This window comes from Bacillus proteolyticus, from assembly GCF_001884065.1.
Lineage (GTDB): Bacteria > Bacillota > Bacilli > Bacillales > Bacillaceae_G > Bacillus_A > Bacillus_A proteolyticus.
In genome coordinates this window covers 127,456-143,929 of record NZ_MACH01000142.1, presented here as the reverse complement: position 1 = coordinate 143,929, position 16,474 = coordinate 127,456, and the positions used below count along the sequence as shown (strand labels likewise).

16 protein-coding genes are annotated in these 16,474 nt (G+C 36.7%); 13 read left to right on the top strand and 3 right to left on the bottom strand.

Annotation, left to right across the window (positions count from 1 at the left end):
- Positions 1-52: 52 nt before the first annotated feature.
- From BAQ49_RS25985 to BAQ49_RS25960, 6 genes are all read left to right on the top strand, one after another.
- Positions 53-193, top strand: coding sequence for a phosphonate ABC transporter permease (locus tag BAQ49_RS25985; RefSeq protein ID WP_071747641.1), 141 nt, complete (start codon positions 53-55; stop codon positions 191-193).
- A 515-nt stretch (positions 194-708) separates the two neighbouring features.
- Complete coding sequence (gene bcaP / locus BAQ49_RS25980; protein ID WP_071747640.1) at positions 709-2,085, top strand: branched-chain amino acid transporter BcaP; 1,377 nt, start codon at positions 709-711, stop codon at positions 2,083-2,085.
- Positions 2,086-2,203: 118 nt separating this feature from the next.
- On the top strand, positions 2,204-2,452 hold the full coding sequence (locus tag BAQ49_RS25975) for a DUF1294 domain-containing protein (protein WP_000871335.1): 249 nt from the start codon (positions 2,204-2,206) through the stop codon (positions 2,450-2,452).
- A gap of 105 nt (positions 2,453-2,557) precedes the next feature.
- Positions 2,558-3,499: an EamA family transporter RarD gene (gene rarD, locus BAQ49_RS25970; protein WP_071747639.1), complete on the top strand. Its 942-nt coding sequence runs from the start codon at positions 2,558-2,560 to the stop codon at positions 3,497-3,499.
- A gap of 80 nt (positions 3,500-3,579) precedes the next feature.
- Positions 3,580-4,005, top strand: coding sequence for a divergent PAP2 family protein (locus tag BAQ49_RS25965; RefSeq protein WP_071747638.1), 426 nt, complete (start codon positions 3,580-3,582; stop codon positions 4,003-4,005).
- Between the two features lie 102 nt (positions 4,006-4,107).
- Positions 4,108-5,961, top strand: coding sequence for a terpene cyclase/mutase family protein (locus tag BAQ49_RS25960; protein ID WP_071747637.1), 1,854 nt, complete (start codon positions 4,108-4,110; stop codon positions 5,959-5,961).
- A gap of 73 nt (positions 5,962-6,034) precedes the next feature.
- Here the strand turns inward: BAQ49_RS25960 and BAQ49_RS25955 are convergent, their stop codons facing one another.
- The gene (locus BAQ49_RS25955) at positions 6,035-6,184 is read right to left on the bottom strand and encodes a YfhD family protein (protein WP_071747636.1); all 150 of its coding nucleotides are present in this window, start codon (positions 6,182-6,184) and stop codon (positions 6,035-6,037) included.
- A 276-nt stretch (positions 6,185-6,460) separates the two neighbouring features.
- Here BAQ49_RS25955 and fabG point away from each other — a divergent pair, with 276 nt between their 5' ends.
- Positions 6,461-7,201 (top strand): 3-oxoacyl-ACP reductase FabG, encoded by a 741-nt coding sequence (gene fabG / locus BAQ49_RS25950; RefSeq protein ID WP_071747635.1) that lies wholly within the window; start codon positions 6,461-6,463, stop codon positions 7,199-7,201.
- 50 nt (positions 7,202-7,251) lie between these two features.
- Here fabG and dhaS read toward each other — a convergent pair whose 3' ends face one another.
- On the bottom strand, positions 7,252-8,736 hold the full coding sequence (dhaS, locus tag BAQ49_RS25945; RefSeq protein ID WP_071747634.1) for an aldehyde dehydrogenase DhaS: 1,485 nt from the start codon (positions 8,734-8,736) through the stop codon (positions 7,252-7,254).
- A 273-nt stretch (positions 8,737-9,009) separates the two neighbouring features.
- Here dhaS and BAQ49_RS25940 point away from each other — a divergent pair, with 273 nt between their 5' ends.
- The 6 genes from BAQ49_RS25940 (at position 9,010) to BAQ49_RS25915 (ending at position 15,586) form a co-directional block, all read left to right on the top strand.
- A complete protein-coding gene (locus BAQ49_RS25940; protein WP_071747633.1) occupies positions 9,010-9,288 on the top strand; it encodes a YhdT family protein in 279 nt (92 codons plus the stop codon).
- Between the two features lie 3 nt (positions 9,289-9,291).
- Positions 9,292-10,725, top strand: a complete 1,434-nt coding sequence (gene panF, locus BAQ49_RS25935; protein ID WP_071747632.1) for a sodium/pantothenate symporter — start codon at positions 9,292-9,294, stop codon at positions 10,723-10,725.
- Between the two features lie 122 nt (positions 10,726-10,847).
- Positions 10,848-11,780 carry a nucleoside hydrolase gene (locus BAQ49_RS25930; protein WP_071747631.1) on the top strand — a complete coding sequence of 311 codons (933 nt, stop codon included), beginning with the start codon at positions 10,848-10,850 and terminating at the stop codon, positions 11,778-11,780.
- A 117-nt stretch (positions 11,781-11,897) separates the two neighbouring features.
- On the top strand, positions 11,898-13,007 hold the full coding sequence (locus BAQ49_RS25925; protein ID WP_071747630.1) for a serine hydrolase: 1,110 nt from the start codon (positions 11,898-11,900) through the stop codon (positions 13,005-13,007).
- Positions 13,008-13,183: 176 nt separating this feature from the next.
- On the top strand, positions 13,184-14,692 hold the full coding sequence (gene argH, locus BAQ49_RS25920) for an argininosuccinate lyase (protein ID WP_071747629.1): 1,509 nt from the start codon (positions 13,184-13,186) through the stop codon (positions 14,690-14,692).
- 66 nt (positions 14,693-14,758) lie between these two features.
- Positions 14,759-15,586: a GNAT family N-acetyltransferase gene (locus tag BAQ49_RS25915; protein ID WP_071747628.1), complete on the top strand. Its 828-nt coding sequence runs from the start codon at positions 14,759-14,761 to the stop codon at positions 15,584-15,586.
- 35 nt (positions 15,587-15,621) lie between these two features.
- Here BAQ49_RS25915 and BAQ49_RS25910 read toward each other — a convergent pair whose 3' ends face one another.
- The gene (locus tag BAQ49_RS25910; protein ID WP_071747627.1) at positions 15,622-16,371 is read right to left on the bottom strand and encodes a (S)-benzoin forming benzil reductase; all 750 of its coding nucleotides are present in this window, start codon (positions 16,369-16,371) and stop codon (positions 15,622-15,624) included.
- Positions 16,372-16,474 lie beyond the last annotated feature (103 nt).

Genomic DNA, 16,474 nt, shown 5'->3' with positions numbered 1-16,474 from the left:
GAAAAGGGAATCCTTAAGAATGGCAATACAACTTTAGAAAAGAGGGATTCCGATGCCGTTTTTAGGGAGTGTATATCAAATATTTGGATTATATCCAGAAATTTATTATGGAATGACTTCAGCAGAGCTGCAAGAAGAAGCTCGAAAGGAACATATCGATAATAGTAGTACAGAAATTGAAGCGGAAGAATAAAGCGCAGATGAACATCTGCGCTTTTTTTATTGTCCTAAGTGAAAATACTGTTTGCAATTTGTAGGGAAGTTAATCGGTCTAACAAGATGAATAGTTATTTTTATATAATGAATTGACTGGTTTTATTGTGTTTACATACGGGGATTACATTGAATTCAATGTATAAAAATGAATTTTGAAATAATGAAAAGTGTATTAAAATGGGAATTGACAGTGTTTGTTATTGGGATCGTATATTTTGTAATGCTATTTTGCTTATAATTATTCAATGTTGGTGAATTAATTATATTGTTGACAATATAATTAATTGTGTGATAAATTCAATCAATCTTCTAAAAACATGACTGTTAACAAGCGTGTTTTCAGAAGATTGATTTTTCTGATTTTAAACCATTTAATGTGTGGAGTTTATATAGGGAGTGAAAGTAAAACATGAATATTATTAATGTGTAATAGCAACAGTAATAAAGATTGTAATGAGTAAGGGATAATTTTGAAAAAAGAGGTTTCTACGAATGAGTTTATTTATAAAGAAAGCAATGAATGAAGAAAAGAAAAAAGTGTTAAAACAAACTTTAGGAGCAATTGATTTAACGCTTTTAGGAATTGGAGCAATTATTGGTACAGGCATTTTTGTATTAACAGGTATTGTAGCAGCGAAACATGCTGGTCCAGCAATTGTATTATCTTTTATGTTAGCTGCAATTGTATGTGCTTGTGTAGCCTTTTGTTATGCTGAATTTGCATCTACAGTCCCGGTCTCAGGAAGTGTGTATTCGTATACATATATGACATTAGGTGAGATTTTTGCTTTTATAGTTGGCTGGTGTGTCATGTTAGAGTACTTATTAGCTACTTCTGCGGTGGCGGCGGGATGGTCAGCCTATTTTCAGTCATTGCTACTAGGGTTTAATATTCATATTCCGGCAATCATTGCTTCTGCACCAGGGATGGGGAATGGCGGAATTATTGACTTGCCAGCGGTTATTATTATTTTAGTTGTTACATTTTTACTAAGTCGTGGTGTGAAAGAAAGCGCACGTATAAATAATATAATGGTTATTATTAAACTGGCTGTTATTTTAGTATTTATTATTGTAGGAGCAAAATATGTAAAGCCAGAGAATTGGCAGCCTTTTCTTCCTTTTGGATACCATGGTGTTATTGGAGGAGCTGCTACTGTATTTTTTGCCTTTTTAGGTTTCGATGCAGTTGCAACAGCAGCAGAGGAAGTGAAACGCCCACAACGTAACGTTCCAATCGGATTACTGGTCTCTTTATGCATTTGTACAATTCTTTATGTTGGTGTTTCATTTGTGTTAACTGGAATGGTGCCATTTACGGATCTGAATGTAGCTGATCCAGTTGCGTATGCACTGCGTATTGTAGGAGAGGATAGAATTGCTGGTCTATTATCAGTTGGAGCGATAGCTGGTTTAACAACAGTTCTGTTAGTTGCTATGTTCGCATTTGTTCGAGTATCATACTCGATGAGCCGAGATGGCTTGTTACCAAAAAGATTTTCGAGTGTTCATAAACGTTATCAAACACCATTTTTTAATACATGGATTACGGGTATTATTGCGGCTGTATTAGCAGGTTTATTGGACTTGAATTTGTTGGCGAATTTAGTGAATGTGGGAACGATAACAGCGTTTATATTTGTGTCTATTGCTGTAATTGTATTAAGGAAGACACATCCTAATTTGGAAAGACCGTTCCGAGCTCCGTTAGTTCCATTCTTACCTATACTTGCGATAGTAAGTTGTTTATATTTAGCATTAAATCTTTCTAAGACTACTTTAATCAGTTTTGCAATTTGGGTTATTGTAGGTATTTTTATCTATTTTATATACGCGAAAAAGCATAGTAAGATTAGAAATAGAGTATAAGGTATTACAATGATGGTTGTAGGCTAAAAAGATTTATTTTTAACCTATAGCCATTTTTATTTGTACGCACCTTATTTTCGTGTTAACATAAAGCGAATTTTTTAAGGGAGAGAAAGAGATGAAATGGATTTATTTTATTATTATCAACGTTATAGCATTTAGTATGATGGGGCTTGATAAGCGAAAAGCAAAGAAAAAGCAGTGGAGAACGCCAGAAAGTACGTTATTTTTATCAGCTGCAGCTGGAGGGGCGGTTGGAGCTTGGATTGGTATGTATATGTTTCATCATAAGACACATAAAAGTAAATTTGTCTTCGGTATTCCAGTGCTCGTGATTATAACAGTAGGAGTGTTTTTATACATATAAGGGATTTGTAAGAGGAATGTCGAAAGAAATGCAGATTGAATATTGGTAAAGTAAGTATATGAGACCTTATAATGAAGAAAAAAAGAGAAGAGGAGAACAGGGAAGATGGGGAGTCAAACAGCAGAGCAAAAGCAGGGGATTATATATGCGGCGGGTGCGTATACGATGTGGGGAGTCCTTCCGATTTATTGGAAATGGGTGGAGGAAGTACCGGCAGATGAAATATTAGCGCATCGCATCGTTTGGGCATTTGTTTTTATGTTGTTAGTTTTAGGAGTAACGAAGAGGTTTCGTCAGTTTGGTGGGGAGTTAGTGGCCCTTTTTAAACGACCTAAATTATTAATGTCATTAACAATTGCTTCGGTACTTATTAGTGGAAACTGGTTTGTATACATATGGGCAGTAAATCATAACCATGTAATCGAAGCGAGTCTTGGGTATTATATTAATCCACTTATAAGTATTTTACTTGGTACAGTTGTTTTAAAAGAGAAGCTTAATTTTTGGCAATATGTTGCGGTTGGTTTAGCTGGATTAGGTGTTGTTATTTTAACGGTACGTTTCGGATCAATTCCATGGGTTTCTCTTTCACTTGCTTTTTTATTTGGATTATATGGATTAACGAAAAAATTATTAAATTACGACGCAACAATCGGGCTTACGATGGAAACGATGTTAGTGACGCCATTTGCACTTATATATTTGTTTATGACAGGAGTGCATGGTTTCGGTTCGTTCGGTTCTATTTCGGCAATATCAACGTTTCTTTTAATAGGTGCGGGTATTGTTACAGCATTACCACTCTTTTATTTTGCTAAAGGGGCACAACTTATTCCGCTCTATATGATAGGATTTTTACAATACATCGCACCGACTATTAGTTTAATTTTAGGTGTGTTCGTTTTTGGTGAACATTTCACATCTACTCATATGATTGCGTTTTTCTGTATATGGATTGCTTTATTGGTCTTTTCAATGGCGAAAACAAAGTTTCTACTACAGAAACAACCAAAATTTATTAAAAATAAATCAGCAAAAGTATCATAATGCGTAGTATTTTCTACGCATTTTTCTTTATACTTATATTATATAGAAATTCCATTATAGTCAGTGAGGAGCTGAAAAACATGGAAACAATTTTACATAATGATCCACTTATAGCAGCTATAATTTCTTGGTTTTTAGCACAGTTAACGAAAGTCGTTTTTAAATTAATAAAAACAGGCGAGTTTGATTTTGCTAAGTTCTTTGCTTCAGGTGGAATGCCAAGTTCGCATGCTTCGACTGTTACTGCACTTGCTACAGGTGTCGGAGTGGTGGAAGGTGTGGAGAGTCCAATATTTGCGGTTGCCACTATTTTTGCCATTATTGTTATGTACGATGCTTCAGGAGTAAGGCTTGCGGTAAGTAAGCAAGCGAAAATATTGAATGATTTTTTTCATGGTAGACAAACAGAATATAAAAAGTTAAATGAGCTCGTTGGACATACACCGTATCAAGTTGTTGTGGGTGCACTATTAGGAATTGTTGTCGGGGTTGGGTATTGTTTGTAAGCAGAATGTGTGTAATACACGTTCTGCTTTTCTTTGTTTTCATACATATTTATCTAGCTTTTCGAATATCGTATACGGACTTAGAAAGGGTGGGTGAGCGGTGTGCTACTATATGACAAAGTGCGTGAGGAGATAGAGCGGAGAACGACTGCACTTCAAACGATGCAAAGGCAAGACGGAACGTGGTCATTTTGTTTTGAAGGAGCATTGCTAACGGATTGTCACATGATTTTTTTACTCAAATTATTAGGGCGAAATGACGAAATAGAACCGTTTGTGAAAAGGTTGGTATCTCTTCAAACAAATGAAGGGACTTGGAAATTATACGAAGATGAAAAAGGAGGGAATTTATCCGCGACGATTCAAGCATATGCTGCTTTACTTGCTTCGGAAAAATATTCGAAAGAAGATATGAATATGAGGCGAGCTGAAACGTTTATTAAGGAACACGGGGGAGTTTCTCGTGCTCATTTTATGACGAAATTTTTATTAGCGATTCATGGAGAATATGAATTTCCTGCGCTTTTTCACTTTCCAACACCAATATTATTTTTACAAGATGACTCCCCCCTCAGTATATTTGGGCTAAGCAGCTCAGCACGTATACATTTAATTCCGATGATGATTTGTATGAATAAGAGATTCCGTGTAGAGAAAAAGTTATTGCCAAATTTAAATCATATTGCAGGTGGGGGTGGGCAATGGTTTCGAGAGGAGCGGTCTCTGCTGTTTCAATCGTTTTTAGGTGATGTGAAAAAGGTAATATCTTATCCATTATCGTTACATCATAAAGGATACGAAGAAGTAGAGCGCTTTATGAAGGAGCGTATAGATGAAAATGGAACATTATATAGTTACGCCAGTGCTACGTTTTATATGATTTATGCTTTGCTTGCACTAGGGCACTCTATTCAGTCTCCAATTATTGAGAAAGCTGTGATAGGATTAAAATCTTATATATGGAAGATGGACAGAGGAAGTCATTTGCAAAATTCTCCTTCTACCGTATGGGATACCGCTTTACTTAGCTATTCATTGCAAGAAGCTAATGTAATAAAAGAAAATAAGATAATTCAAAAGGCGACGGAATATTTACTACAAAGACAACAGACTAAGAAAATGGATTGGAGTGTACACGCACCGTCCATTATAGCTGGCGGCTGGGGATTTTCAGATGTGAATACAACGATTCCTGATATAGACGATACAACGGCTGCTCTTAGAGCCTTAGCGCGAAGTAGAGGGAATAGTAAAGTAGATGGTGCATGGGATAGAGGCGTCGGATGGATAAAAGGATTGCAAAACAATGATGGAGGCTGGGGAGCTTTTGAACGAGGTGTAACGAGCCAGTTACTAGCGAATTTACCGATTGAAAATGCGATTGATATGATAACTGATCCGTCTACACCAGATATTACAGGTAGGGTGTTAGAATTATTCGGAACGTATGCACCGAATGAATTGCCTGAAGAGCAAAAAAAGAAAGCAGTCAAATGGTTAATGGATGTACAGGAACAGAATGGATCATGGTATGGAAAATGGGGGATATGCTATATATACGGTACATGGGCAGCAATGACAGGCTTACGTGCATTAGGAGTGCCTTCTACTCATCCATCGTTGAAAAAAGCAGCTTCATGGCTCGAGCATTTGCAGCATGAAGACGGAGGGTGGGGAGAATCCTGTCAAAGTAGTGTAGAGAAAAAATTTATTTCTTTACCTTTTAGCACGCCGTCACAAACAGCGTGGGCGCTTGATGCACTCATTTCTTACTATGATCAAGAAACACCAATTATTCGAAAAGGGATTTCATATTTGCTCGCGCAGTCTACTATGAATGAAGAATATCCTACTGGTACCGGGTTACCGGGTGGCTTTTATATTCGGTATCATAGTTACGGACATATATATCCATTGCTCGCTTTGGCACATTATATAAAAAAATATAAAAAATAAACCGAGAGTGGCTCTCGGTTTATTTTTCGGGTAGTAGGTCCCTGTTGAAAAGAATAAGGAACGTTGTAGTGCCTTATTTTTCTGATGACTGGCGTTTTTGACGTGCATCAGCGGCATTTGCACGTGCGTTTGCTTCTAAGTCATTGTGGTCAGCGAGTTCGCGAGAGAACTCAACATCAATGCCATCAGCAGATTTGTTTCGGTTTACATTCTTTTTTTTCATTCGACACAATCTCCTTGTGTTTTATCCCGCATAAATGGTTAGTAAAACTCCCACCTCAAAATTCAGATGGAACAAAGAAGCTAGGTGGGAGATTAACTGCCCGATTGGTGAAGGCTAATAATCAGTGGGGGATGAACAAACTCCCCACTGATTAAAGTTTCACTTTATGCGACGTTGCAAAGTTAGTTTGACACAAATAGACTTTTTTATACAAAGAGGATTTGGAAAGCATAGAGCCGAAATATACAGTATAGCTAATAGAAATGGGGGATAGGGATGGACTTGTTAAATGGAAAAACAGCAGTTGTAACAGGTGCTGCGCAGGGGATTGGAAAAGAAATCGCACGGGTTTTTGCAAAATTAGGAGCTAAAGTATTAATTAGTGATGTAAATGAAGAGAAGCTACAAAAAACGACACGTGAGTTATCGGATGAAGGATATGAAGTGAGCTTATATCGATGTGATGTGAGCAATCAAAATGAAGCGAAGTCGTTAATTGAATATGCGGTTCAAAAATTTGGTACACTACATATTTTAGTGAATAACGCTGGGGTTACAAGAGATGCAATGTTACATAAGATGGAGAAGTCTGCTTGGGAGCAAGTATTACAAGTGAATTTAACTGGCGTTTTTTATTGTATGCAGCCAGCACTTCTTTATATGAGACAACAAGGATATGGACGTGTTATTAATATATCTTCAATTAGTAGAGAAGGAAACATAGGGCAGGCAAATTATGCAGCTACAAAAGCAGGGGTTGTAGGTTTAACAAAAACAGCAGCGAAAGAGGTTGGGAGTTTTGGTATTACGTGTAATGCGATTTGTCCAGGATTTATGGATACTGATATGACAAAAACAATACCAGATAAAGTGAAAGAGAAAATGGTTGGAGCGATTCCAGTTGGAAGAATTGGAACACCGGAAGACATTGCAAACGCAGCTGCCTTTTTAGCGTCAGATTATGCATCTTATATTACGGGAGAAGTATTAAACGTGAGCGGGGGACTGCAGGTTTAAAGGAATACATAATGAAAAGAACCTGATCGGATAGATCAGGTTCTTTCTCATTAGTTTAAGTTGAGCCAAACACTCTTCACTTCTGTATAGTTATTTAATGCGTAAGATCCCATTTCACGGCCAAGGCCGGATTGTTTAAATCCTCCAAATGGAGATGCTGCATCAAAGACGTTATAACAGTTTATCCATACTGTACCAGCACGTACTTTACTCGCAACATAATGTGCTGTTTTAACATTTTCTGTCCAGACACCAGCAGCTAAACCGAACTGTGATTTATTCGCACGTTCAATTACTTCATCAATATCATTAAACGGCAATGCGGAAATAACTGGACCGAAAATTTCTTCCTTAGCAATTGTCATTTCATCATTTACATCAGCAAATACTGTTGGAGAAACGAAATATCCTTGATCGAATGGTTTGTTGCCTCCGCAAAGTACTTCGGCACCTTCTGCAATGCCTTTTTCGATATAGCCCATTACACGCTTTTGCTGTTCTTCAGAAACGAGAGGTCCGATTGTAGTTTCTGGATTTAGACCAGCGCCTTGATTTAATTTTTTTGAATATAGAACGAGATCAGCCATGACATTATCGTACATTTTCTTTGGAATAAATAAGCGTGACCCAGCAGTGCATACTTGCCCTTGGTTAAACATAACGCCAGAAAGCGCACCTGGAATCGCTCGAGATAAGTCAGCGTCAGGTAAAATAATGTTTGGTGATTTACCACCAAGTTCTAATGTAACGCGTTTTAATGATTCAGATGCTTGTCTCATAATTTGTTTACCGACTGGAGTAGAACCTGTAAATGCAATTTTATCAACGAGTGGATGATTAACGAGAGCTTGTCCAGCTGATTCACCGAATCCAGGAACGATATTAATAACGCCTTTCGGGAATCCAGCTTCTTCAATTAATTCAGCTAAGTATAGGGCGGATAGTGGAGTTTGTTCTGCAGGTTTTAAAACGATTGTACATCCTGTTGCAAGGGCTGCACCCATTTTCCACATTGCCATAAGAAGTGGGAAGTTCCAAGGGATAATTTGACCGACAACACCAACGGCTTCATGGCGTGTATAGTTAAAATATTCACCAGAAACAGGGATTGTTTGACCAACGATTTTTGTAGCCCAGCCAGCGTAATAGCGCATATGCTCAATTGCAAGTGGTACGTCTGCTGCCATTGTTTCACGGATTGGCTTTCCGTTATCTAACGTTTCGAGCTGTGCAAGCTCTTCTTTATGTTCTTCCATTAAATCGGCAAGCTTGTACATAAGACGGCTTCGCTCAGCAGTGCTCATGCGAGACCAAGGACCTTCGTCAAAAGCCATGCGAGCTGCAACTACAGCTTTATGAATATCTTCGCGACCAGCTTCAGAAACGACAGCAAGTGTTTCGCCAGTTGCAGGGTTAGGTGTTTTAAATGTTTTACCGGAAGCGCTTTCAACGAAAGATCCATTTACATATAACTTTTTCGTGCCTTGAAGAAATTTCTCTACCTTTTCATGAAGATTTACAGCTAGTTGACTCATTGTATAACCCCCTTGAAAATATAATGTAAACGCAGTACGAGACGGCGTTTATTCCGAAATCAAGGATGTGGGAACTAGATGAAAAGCCTCTAATTAAAATCATAAATAATAAACACTGAAAATTCAAATTTCAATTGTGTTACAATTGTAAAAAATATGTAATGATACATGGTATTTCTATACAATTACAAAAAATCCTGCGCGTTTTTGTTTTCTAGTAGGAAAAACTAGAAGAACAGTGGTACAATTATACATCGTGAGAGGAGGGAGAAAATGAAGAATTATCATGATGATCCGCGCTTTCGAATTGCTCATAGAGAAGCGTTAATTGGTCTTGGATTAGCTATTATTAATTTTATAATATGGTATGGATTTGCTTATGGGCTTGGTAGCAAGGATCCAAGTGAATATACATATGTATTAGGTTTTCCATCATGGTTTTTTTATAGCTGTATCGTTGGATTTATCGTAATGGTTATTTTGCTTAGTTTAGTTGTTCGTTTTGTATTTAAAGATATTTCACTCGATGAGGAAGAAAAAAGTGAGGAATAAGAGATGAATTGGTATGTAATCATTCCAATGATAATTTCATTTATCATTGTGTTTTTAATTGGTGTATACGCATCAAGACGTGTACAAGCAACTGCTAATAATAAATTTTTACAAGAATATTTTCTTGGTGGACGTGAGCTTGGCGGCTTATTATTAGCTATGACAATGATTGCTACGTACGGTAGTGCAAGTAGCTTTATCGGTGGGCCTGGTATTGCTTACAATATGGGACTTGGATGGGTGCTATTATCAGCGATTCAAGTTGTAACAGGATATATCGTTTTAACGGTTATCGGTAAAAAGTTTGCGATTATCGCAAGGAAGATGGAAGCGATTACGCTTATTGATTATTTAAAGGGAAGGTACAATAATAAAGCGGTAGTTGTTCTTTCTGCGTTATGTATTATAATCTTTTTGTTCTCAGCAACAGTAGCCCAGTGGGTTGGCGGCGGACGATTAATTGAGTCACTAACAGGACTTTCTTATACAACAGCACTATTTTTATTTACATTTTCTGTACTTGTGTACGTGCTAATTGGTGGATTTCGTGCAGTTGCTTTATCAGATACGTTATTAGGAATCATTATGTTAGTCGGAACAACAATCATTTTAATTGCTACTGTCATTGCTGGTGGTGGAGTTGAAAAGATTATGCAGGAACTCATTCAAATTAATCCGAATTTAATCACACCATTTGGAGCAGATGGCAGTTTAACGAAATCATATGTGACATCGTTTTGGATTTTAATTGGAATCGGAGTCGTTGGATTACCACAAATTAGTGTGCGTGCTATGTCTTATAAAAATTCAAAAGCTATGCATCAAGCGCTTATCATTGGGACGATTGTCGTTGGTACAATTATGATTGGTATGCATTTAACTGGTGTATTTGCACGAGTAGTACTTCCTGGTATAACGGTACCAGATAAAGTGATGCCGCTACTCGCGATGGAAGTGTTACCACCTTGGCTAGCTGGAGTTTTCTTGGCTGCACCAATGGCAGCGATAATGTCTACAGTAAACTCATTACTTTTACTTGTAAGTTCGTCAATTATTAAGGACATATATGTGAATTACATAAATAAAGATGCAGCAGATAGTACGATAAAGAAAGGTAGTCTTTTGATTACTGGTATCGTAGGATTACTCGTATATGCTGCAGCTATTAAGCCGCCAGATTTTTTAATATGGTTAAATTTATTTTCCTTCGGTGGTTTAGAAGCGGCGTTCATTTGGCCGATTGTACTAGGTTTATATTGGAGAAAGGGAAATGCAACTGGAGCACTCGCTTCCATTTTAGTTGGGGTAGGCTCATATATGTGTATTCATCTTTTCTATCCAAACCCGTTCGGTATACATACAGTTGTCTTCCCAATCTGCTTTGCATTTATTGCTTACATCATTGGCAGTATGGTTACTATGAAGAAAAACGTCTAGATAAGATGGAGAACGCAGTCCGTATAGGGCTGCGTTTTTTCGTATGAATTTATTCTTTTTTATTCTGTATATCCATGACTATTCATAAATTAATAACAACTGAGGGGATGGAGTTGAGGTCGATGAAAAAAGTGTTGTTTTTGGGAGACCCGGGAATTGATGACTCTTTAGCCATCATGTATGGAATTATGCATCCTGATGTTGATATTGTTGGTGTTGTAACAGGATACGGGAATGTAACGCAAGAAAAAGCAACGACTAATGCGGCATATTTATTGCAAATGGCGGGAAGGGAAGATATACCTGTTATTAATGGTGCGAAAATCCCTTTATCCGGGGATTTTGTGACGTATTACCCGGAGATTCATGGGGCAGATGGCTTAGGTCCTATTAAACCGCCAAAAGCATTTTCACCTAATATAAAACCTTTTTGTGCATTTTTTGATATTCTTGAAAAGTATAAAGGTGAATTAATCATTGTTGATGCTGGCAGATCAACGACACTAGCGACAGCATTTATTTTAGAAAAACCGATGATGAAGTATGTGAAAGAGTATTATATAATGGGCGGTGCTTTCTTAATGCCTGGTAATGTTACACCAGTCGCGGAGGCGAATTTTCATGGTGATCCCATTGCGTCGCAATTAGTTATGCAAAATGCCAAGAATGTGACATTAGTGCCACTTAACGTTACATCTGAAGCTATTATTACGCCGGAGATGGTAAAGTATATTACGAAACACTCTAAAACAAGTTTTAATAAGTTAATTGAACCGATATTTACGTATTATTATAAAGCTTATAAAAAGTTAAATCCAAAAATAACAGGTAGTCCAGTACATGACGTTGTTACAATGATGGTAGCGGCAAATCCATCTCTTTTAGATTACGTGTATCGCCGTGTTGATGTCGATACGGTTGGAGTTGCAAAAGGAGAAAGTATCGCTGATTTTCGCCCGCAACCTGATGCGAAAGCATTGAAAAATTGGGTGAGAATTGGTTGGTCATTACATTATAAAAAGTTTCTTGAAGATTTTGTGAAAATTATGACGTAGACATAATAGGAGCATACAAGTTAAAATAATGGAGATGATTATTTAAATAATCATCTCCATTATTTTGTTTTTAAGAGATAAATAGAGAAGAGTTACACAATAGGAGAGGAATTTTACTTGAAAAAAACTATAGTATGCGCAGTGATTGTGGGTATTTTCGTTTTGCTAATCTCGGGTAACTTTTTAGTGAAAAAAGTGTGGAGTTCAAATAATGATGATGCGCAGTATATAGCATCTTTTATTGAAGAACATAAAGATGAAAAAAATAGCGCTCTTCTAGTAAAGAGAAATGATAAAGTTGTGTATTCTGTAAATCCAGATGTTGTATTGCCAGTTGCTAGTACGATGAAGTTAATTGTGGCGCTTGAATATACGAAACAAGTTACAGAGGGGAAAATCGACCCGTCTAGTTTCGTTTCAATTAATGATGTGAATCGTTATTATGTGCCGAATACAGATGGTGGTGCACAAGACAGATGGCAAAGTTATTTGCAAAAAAAAGAAAAAATAACTGAAGGAGCAGTCTCTTTAGAGGAAGTTGCAAAAGGTATGGTTAAGTTCAGTTCAAATGCGAATACTGAGTACTTAATGGAAGTGTTAGGATTAGATAACATTAATCGTAATTTACAAAGTTTATCGCTTCCTGCACATCAACCACTATTTCCGATCGTTTCATCTTTATACATTCCGGGATATTTGCATAAAGAACTACATGTTCCAAAATATAAAATAGAGAAAAAGCTAAAAGAAATGTCTCAAGAGCAATATCGTCAATATGCGATGATTATTCATGAACGCTTAAAAAAGAAGGGCCCATTATTACAGAAGGAAATTCCTCTTTATTTGGAAGAACGTTACGATAAAATTTGGTCGGATAGATTGCCGGCTGCTTCTGCAAACGATTATATGGTATTGCTTCAAAAGGCAAATCATAAAGGTGGCTTGACAGAAGCAGAAGAAAAAGTGTGGGCGGATATCGTTGAAACGGATATGAGTGCCAAGAAATATCGTAAAACATTTAGACACGCGGGGCAAAAGAATGGTTATACACCATGGACAGTTACAAAAGCGGTTTATGCAATGGATAAACGCGGGAACTGTACAGAAATTGTATTTTTAGCGAATAATTTAAATGAAGATGACAGTGCTGAAATACGTAAACATTTAGCAAATTTACACTTCCAAGTGTTGCAAAGTGATAAGTATGATGCGACTTTTATTAAATAAACTCGGTGCTATGAGCGCCGAGTTTATTTTTATTCCGTAAACGACCGATTGGTGAAGGTTAATAATCAGTGGGGGATGAACCACCCACTGATTAAAGTTTCACTTTATGTACAAGCACTTTTTAGCTATCGCTGGGTATGATGGGTAGTAATACTTAGGCGAAAGGGGAAAAGGTGATGAAACAGAGTAAAGAAGAGTTTATTAAAAATGAAGGCGCTGATTTCCCTGGGAAAACATATGTAGACTGTGTACTACAGCATGTATTTGATTTTCAGCGTAATTATTTATTGAAAGATATGTTTCAAGTGCATAGGGCACATATTATTATGTTAACTGAAGAAAAGCTAATGAAAAGAGAAGAAGCGAAAGCTATATTAACAGCACTTAAAAAGGTAGGGGCAATTCCAAAGGATCAGTTGCTATATACAGAGCAACATGAAGATCTTTTTTTCTTAGTTGAACATTTACTTTCTCAAGAAGCAAAGTGTGAATTTGTCAGTAATATGCATATCGGTAGGAGTAGAAATGATATGGGTGTAACGATGTATCGCATGAGTTTGCGGCAATATGTATTACGGTTAATGGAACATCATTTATTGCTGCAAGAAAGTATGCTGGAGCTCGCTGAGGAACATATGGGAACAATTATGCCTGCGTATACACATACACAACCAGCGCAACCAACAACATTTGGTCATTATGTTTTAGCAATTTACGATACGATGCAAAGAGACTTGGAACGAACGAGAAAAGCGTATCATTTTGTAAATCATTCTCCAATGGGGGCAGCTGCCCTTTCTACAACAAGTTTCCCGATTAAGCGAGAGCGAGTGGCACAGCTACTGGGATTTACAAATGTAATTGAGAACTCATATGATGCTGTCGCTGGAGCGGATTATTTATTAGAAGTTAGTTCGTTGCTAATGGTTATTATGACGAACACAAGTAGATGGATTCATGATTTTTTACTATTAGCGACGAAAGAATACGATGGGATTACTGTAGCGAAGCCATATGTACAAATAAGTAGCATTATGCCGCAAAAACGAAATCCTGTTTCAATTGAACATGCACGCGCTATTACGAGTACTGCTTTAGGGGAAGCCTTTACTGTATTTCAAATGATTCATAATACACCATTTGGCGATATTGTCGATACGGAGGATGACTTGCAGCCGTATTTATATAAAGGAATCGAAAAGGCGATTCGTGTTTTTTGTATTATGAACGCAGTTATTCGAACGATGAAGGTAGAAGCGGAAACGTTAAAAAGTCGTTCATATAAACACGCGATTACGATTACAGATTTCGCAGATGTTTTAACAAAGAACTATGAAATACCATTCCGGCATGCACATCATGCAGCAAGTACGATTGCGAATATGTCTATGCAGCAGAAGAAAGAATTACATGAATTACATTTCAAAGAAGTAAATATGTACTTGCAAGAAAAGTTAAGAGTAACTTTATTAGAAGAAGAGTGGAAAGAAATTATATCACCAGAAGCTTTTATTCAAAAAAGAAATGTATATGGTGGTCCGAGTAAAAAAGAGATGGAGCGTATGATTCAAAAACGCAAAGAATCTTTTCGAAAAGAAGAAGAGATATTTGAGAAGGAAAAGAAGAGAGTTTTGCATGCTGAAAATGATTTGAACACATTAGTTTCAAATATTATTGAATCGTAAAAGGAGGATTTAATGAATTAATCGCCAATACTTAATTAAAATATAAATCGAGGGAAGAGATTGTCGATGATTCAATTACACGTATATGAAGAGGTTCTCCGTTTTAAAGAAGATGTTACATCATTTTTAGAAAAGAATGAGCAGGCAAATAATTTAATATTAGGCGTTTTACAAGTTGTTCAAGAACCGATATTTATGGCGGTAGCGAAACGTGGAGAAGAGGTTACGATTGTATTTCTTCAAACTGTGGAAAGACAAATGATTGTTGCAACTTCTGAAATTGCGGAAGAGGATATAGTGGAACTTGCAAAGGAGTTAACGAAAGTATATCCGGATATTCCTGGTTTCATTGGCAATAAGAAAGTCATAAAGAAGTTAGCTGAAGAGATTGCGATATTAGAACAGAAAAAAATTGTAGTTGGAATGGAGCAAGGTGTATATGAATTAAAACGAGTAAAGAAGAAGTGGAACGATGGGATTTTTCGTACGATAAATAGTGATGAGCTACCATTAATAGAAAAATGGATATATCAATTTTGTGAAGACGTGAAGTTACCTACTACGAAAGAGGAAGCGAAACAAACCGCACATACATTAATAACTACCAACCGTCTATTTGGTCTGGAGGTTGGCGGGAAATTAGTCTCTGTAGCTGCAAAAACAAGACCAACTACAAATAATATAACAGTTAATTTCGTATATACGCCGAAAGAAGAACGGAAAAAAGGGTACGCATCAAATTGTGTAGCTGCACTTAGTCAACGTATGTTAGATGAAGGTTACAGAACAACGACATTATATACTGATCTGGCAAATCCAACATCAAATAAAATTTATCAAGAAATTGGTTATGAAGAGATTATGGAGTCTGTACTTATATTCTTAGAGAAGTAGAATGAAAAGGCACACTAGTATAGCGTGCCTTTTTGTTATTCATCAATTCGAATTACCTCACCTTGCGGGAAGTCCTCTGTTTCTAGTAAGCTACGAATTGCCTTCGCAACATATTCGGGTAACAGTAGCTTTCCTTCTTCTTTTAATGCGATGAATCGATCTAAATTTATGAAGTCTTCTTTATTTGTTTCACGAATTTGAGCTTGCATATTTGTATCAACAACACCAGGTGCAAAAGCGACGATTTTTACTGGATATTCTTTTTCTTTTTCTTCGGTCGCTACACACTGTGTAAACATATTTACGCCAGCTTTCGTTGTACAATAAGCTCCCCATCCGAAATAAGGATTTTTTCCTGCGCCAGATGAAATGTTTATAACACGTTTATCTACTTTCCAATCTTTCGTATGTTTCATGAAAGTGGAGGTAAGAATCATAGGTGCAAGTAAATTAATTTGAACGTTCGTAATGAACAGTCCGCTCTCAGCTTTTTCAATTGGTTTCATAGGTGCAACTGTGCCCGCATTATTAATTAAATGAATAGATGATACAGCCTCTTCATTAATAGATGAAATGATTTCGTTAAAGTTAGTTTCTAAATTATGTACATCTTGAAGATCTAAGGAATGGAAAATGCAATTGCTGTTATTTTGCTCTGCGAGTTTAGTAAGCTCTTTATTTTCTCTTCTAGAAATAGAGATGACCGTTGTATTTTCTTCTAACAATTGCGTGGCAATCGCCTCACCTAAACCTTGTGAAGTTCCTGTTATGATTACGTAGCGCATAATTTTATAAACCCCTCTCGTATGTGCGGAATTTTGTTGGACAACGTACACTCTATAGTTTGTCTACATTTTATAGTATAGAGCACTTTTTACTATAAATGAA

What these genes read in the sequence shown, in the direction of transcription:
- BAQ49_RS25965 (WP_071747638.1), top strand. Translation starts at nt 3,580, where the DNA reads ATGGAAACAATTTTACATAATGATCCACTTATAGCAGCTATAATTTCT.
- bcaP (WP_071747640.1), top strand. Translation starts at nt 709, where the DNA reads ATGAGTTTATTTATAAAGAAAGCAATGAATGAAGAAAAGAAAAAAGTG.
- BAQ49_RS25915 (WP_071747628.1), top strand. Translation starts at nt 14,759, where the DNA reads ATGATTCAATTACACGTATATGAAGAGGTTCTCCGTTTTAAAGAAGAT.
- BAQ49_RS25930 (WP_071747631.1), top strand. Translation starts at nt 10,848, where the DNA reads ATGAAAAAAGTGTTGTTTTTGGGAGACCCGGGAATTGATGACTCTTTA.
- fabG (WP_071747635.1), top strand. Translation starts at nt 6,461, where the DNA reads ATGGACTTGTTAAATGGAAAAACAGCAGTTGTAACAGGTGCTGCGCAG.
- BAQ49_RS25940 (WP_071747633.1), top strand. Translation starts at nt 9,010, where the DNA reads ATGAAGAATTATCATGATGATCCGCGCTTTCGAATTGCTCATAGAGAA.
- dhaS (WP_071747634.1), bottom strand. Translation starts at nt 8,736, where the DNA reads ATGAGTCAACTAGCTGTAAATCTTCATGAAAAGGTAGAGAAATTTCTT.
- BAQ49_RS25985 (WP_071747641.1), top strand. Translation starts at nt 53, where the DNA reads ATGCCGTTTTTAGGGAGTGTATATCAAATATTTGGATTATATCCAGAA.
- argH (WP_071747629.1), top strand. Translation starts at nt 13,184, where the DNA reads ATGAAACAGAGTAAAGAAGAGTTTATTAAAAATGAAGGCGCTGATTTC.
- rarD (WP_071747639.1), top strand. Translation starts at nt 2,558, where the DNA reads ATGGGGAGTCAAACAGCAGAGCAAAAGCAGGGGATTATATATGCGGCG.
- panF (WP_071747632.1), top strand. Translation starts at nt 9,292, where the DNA reads ATGAATTGGTATGTAATCATTCCAATGATAATTTCATTTATCATTGTG.
- BAQ49_RS25910 (WP_071747627.1), bottom strand. Translation starts at nt 16,371, where the DNA reads ATGCGCTACGTAATCATAACAGGAACTTCACAAGGTTTAGGTGAGGCG.
- BAQ49_RS25955 (WP_071747636.1), bottom strand. Translation starts at nt 6,184, where the DNA reads ATGAAAAAAAAGAATGTAAACCGAAACAAATCTGCTGATGGCATTGAT.
- BAQ49_RS25975 (WP_000871335.1), top strand. Translation starts at nt 2,204, where the DNA reads ATGAAATGGATTTATTTTATTATTATCAACGTTATAGCATTTAGTATG.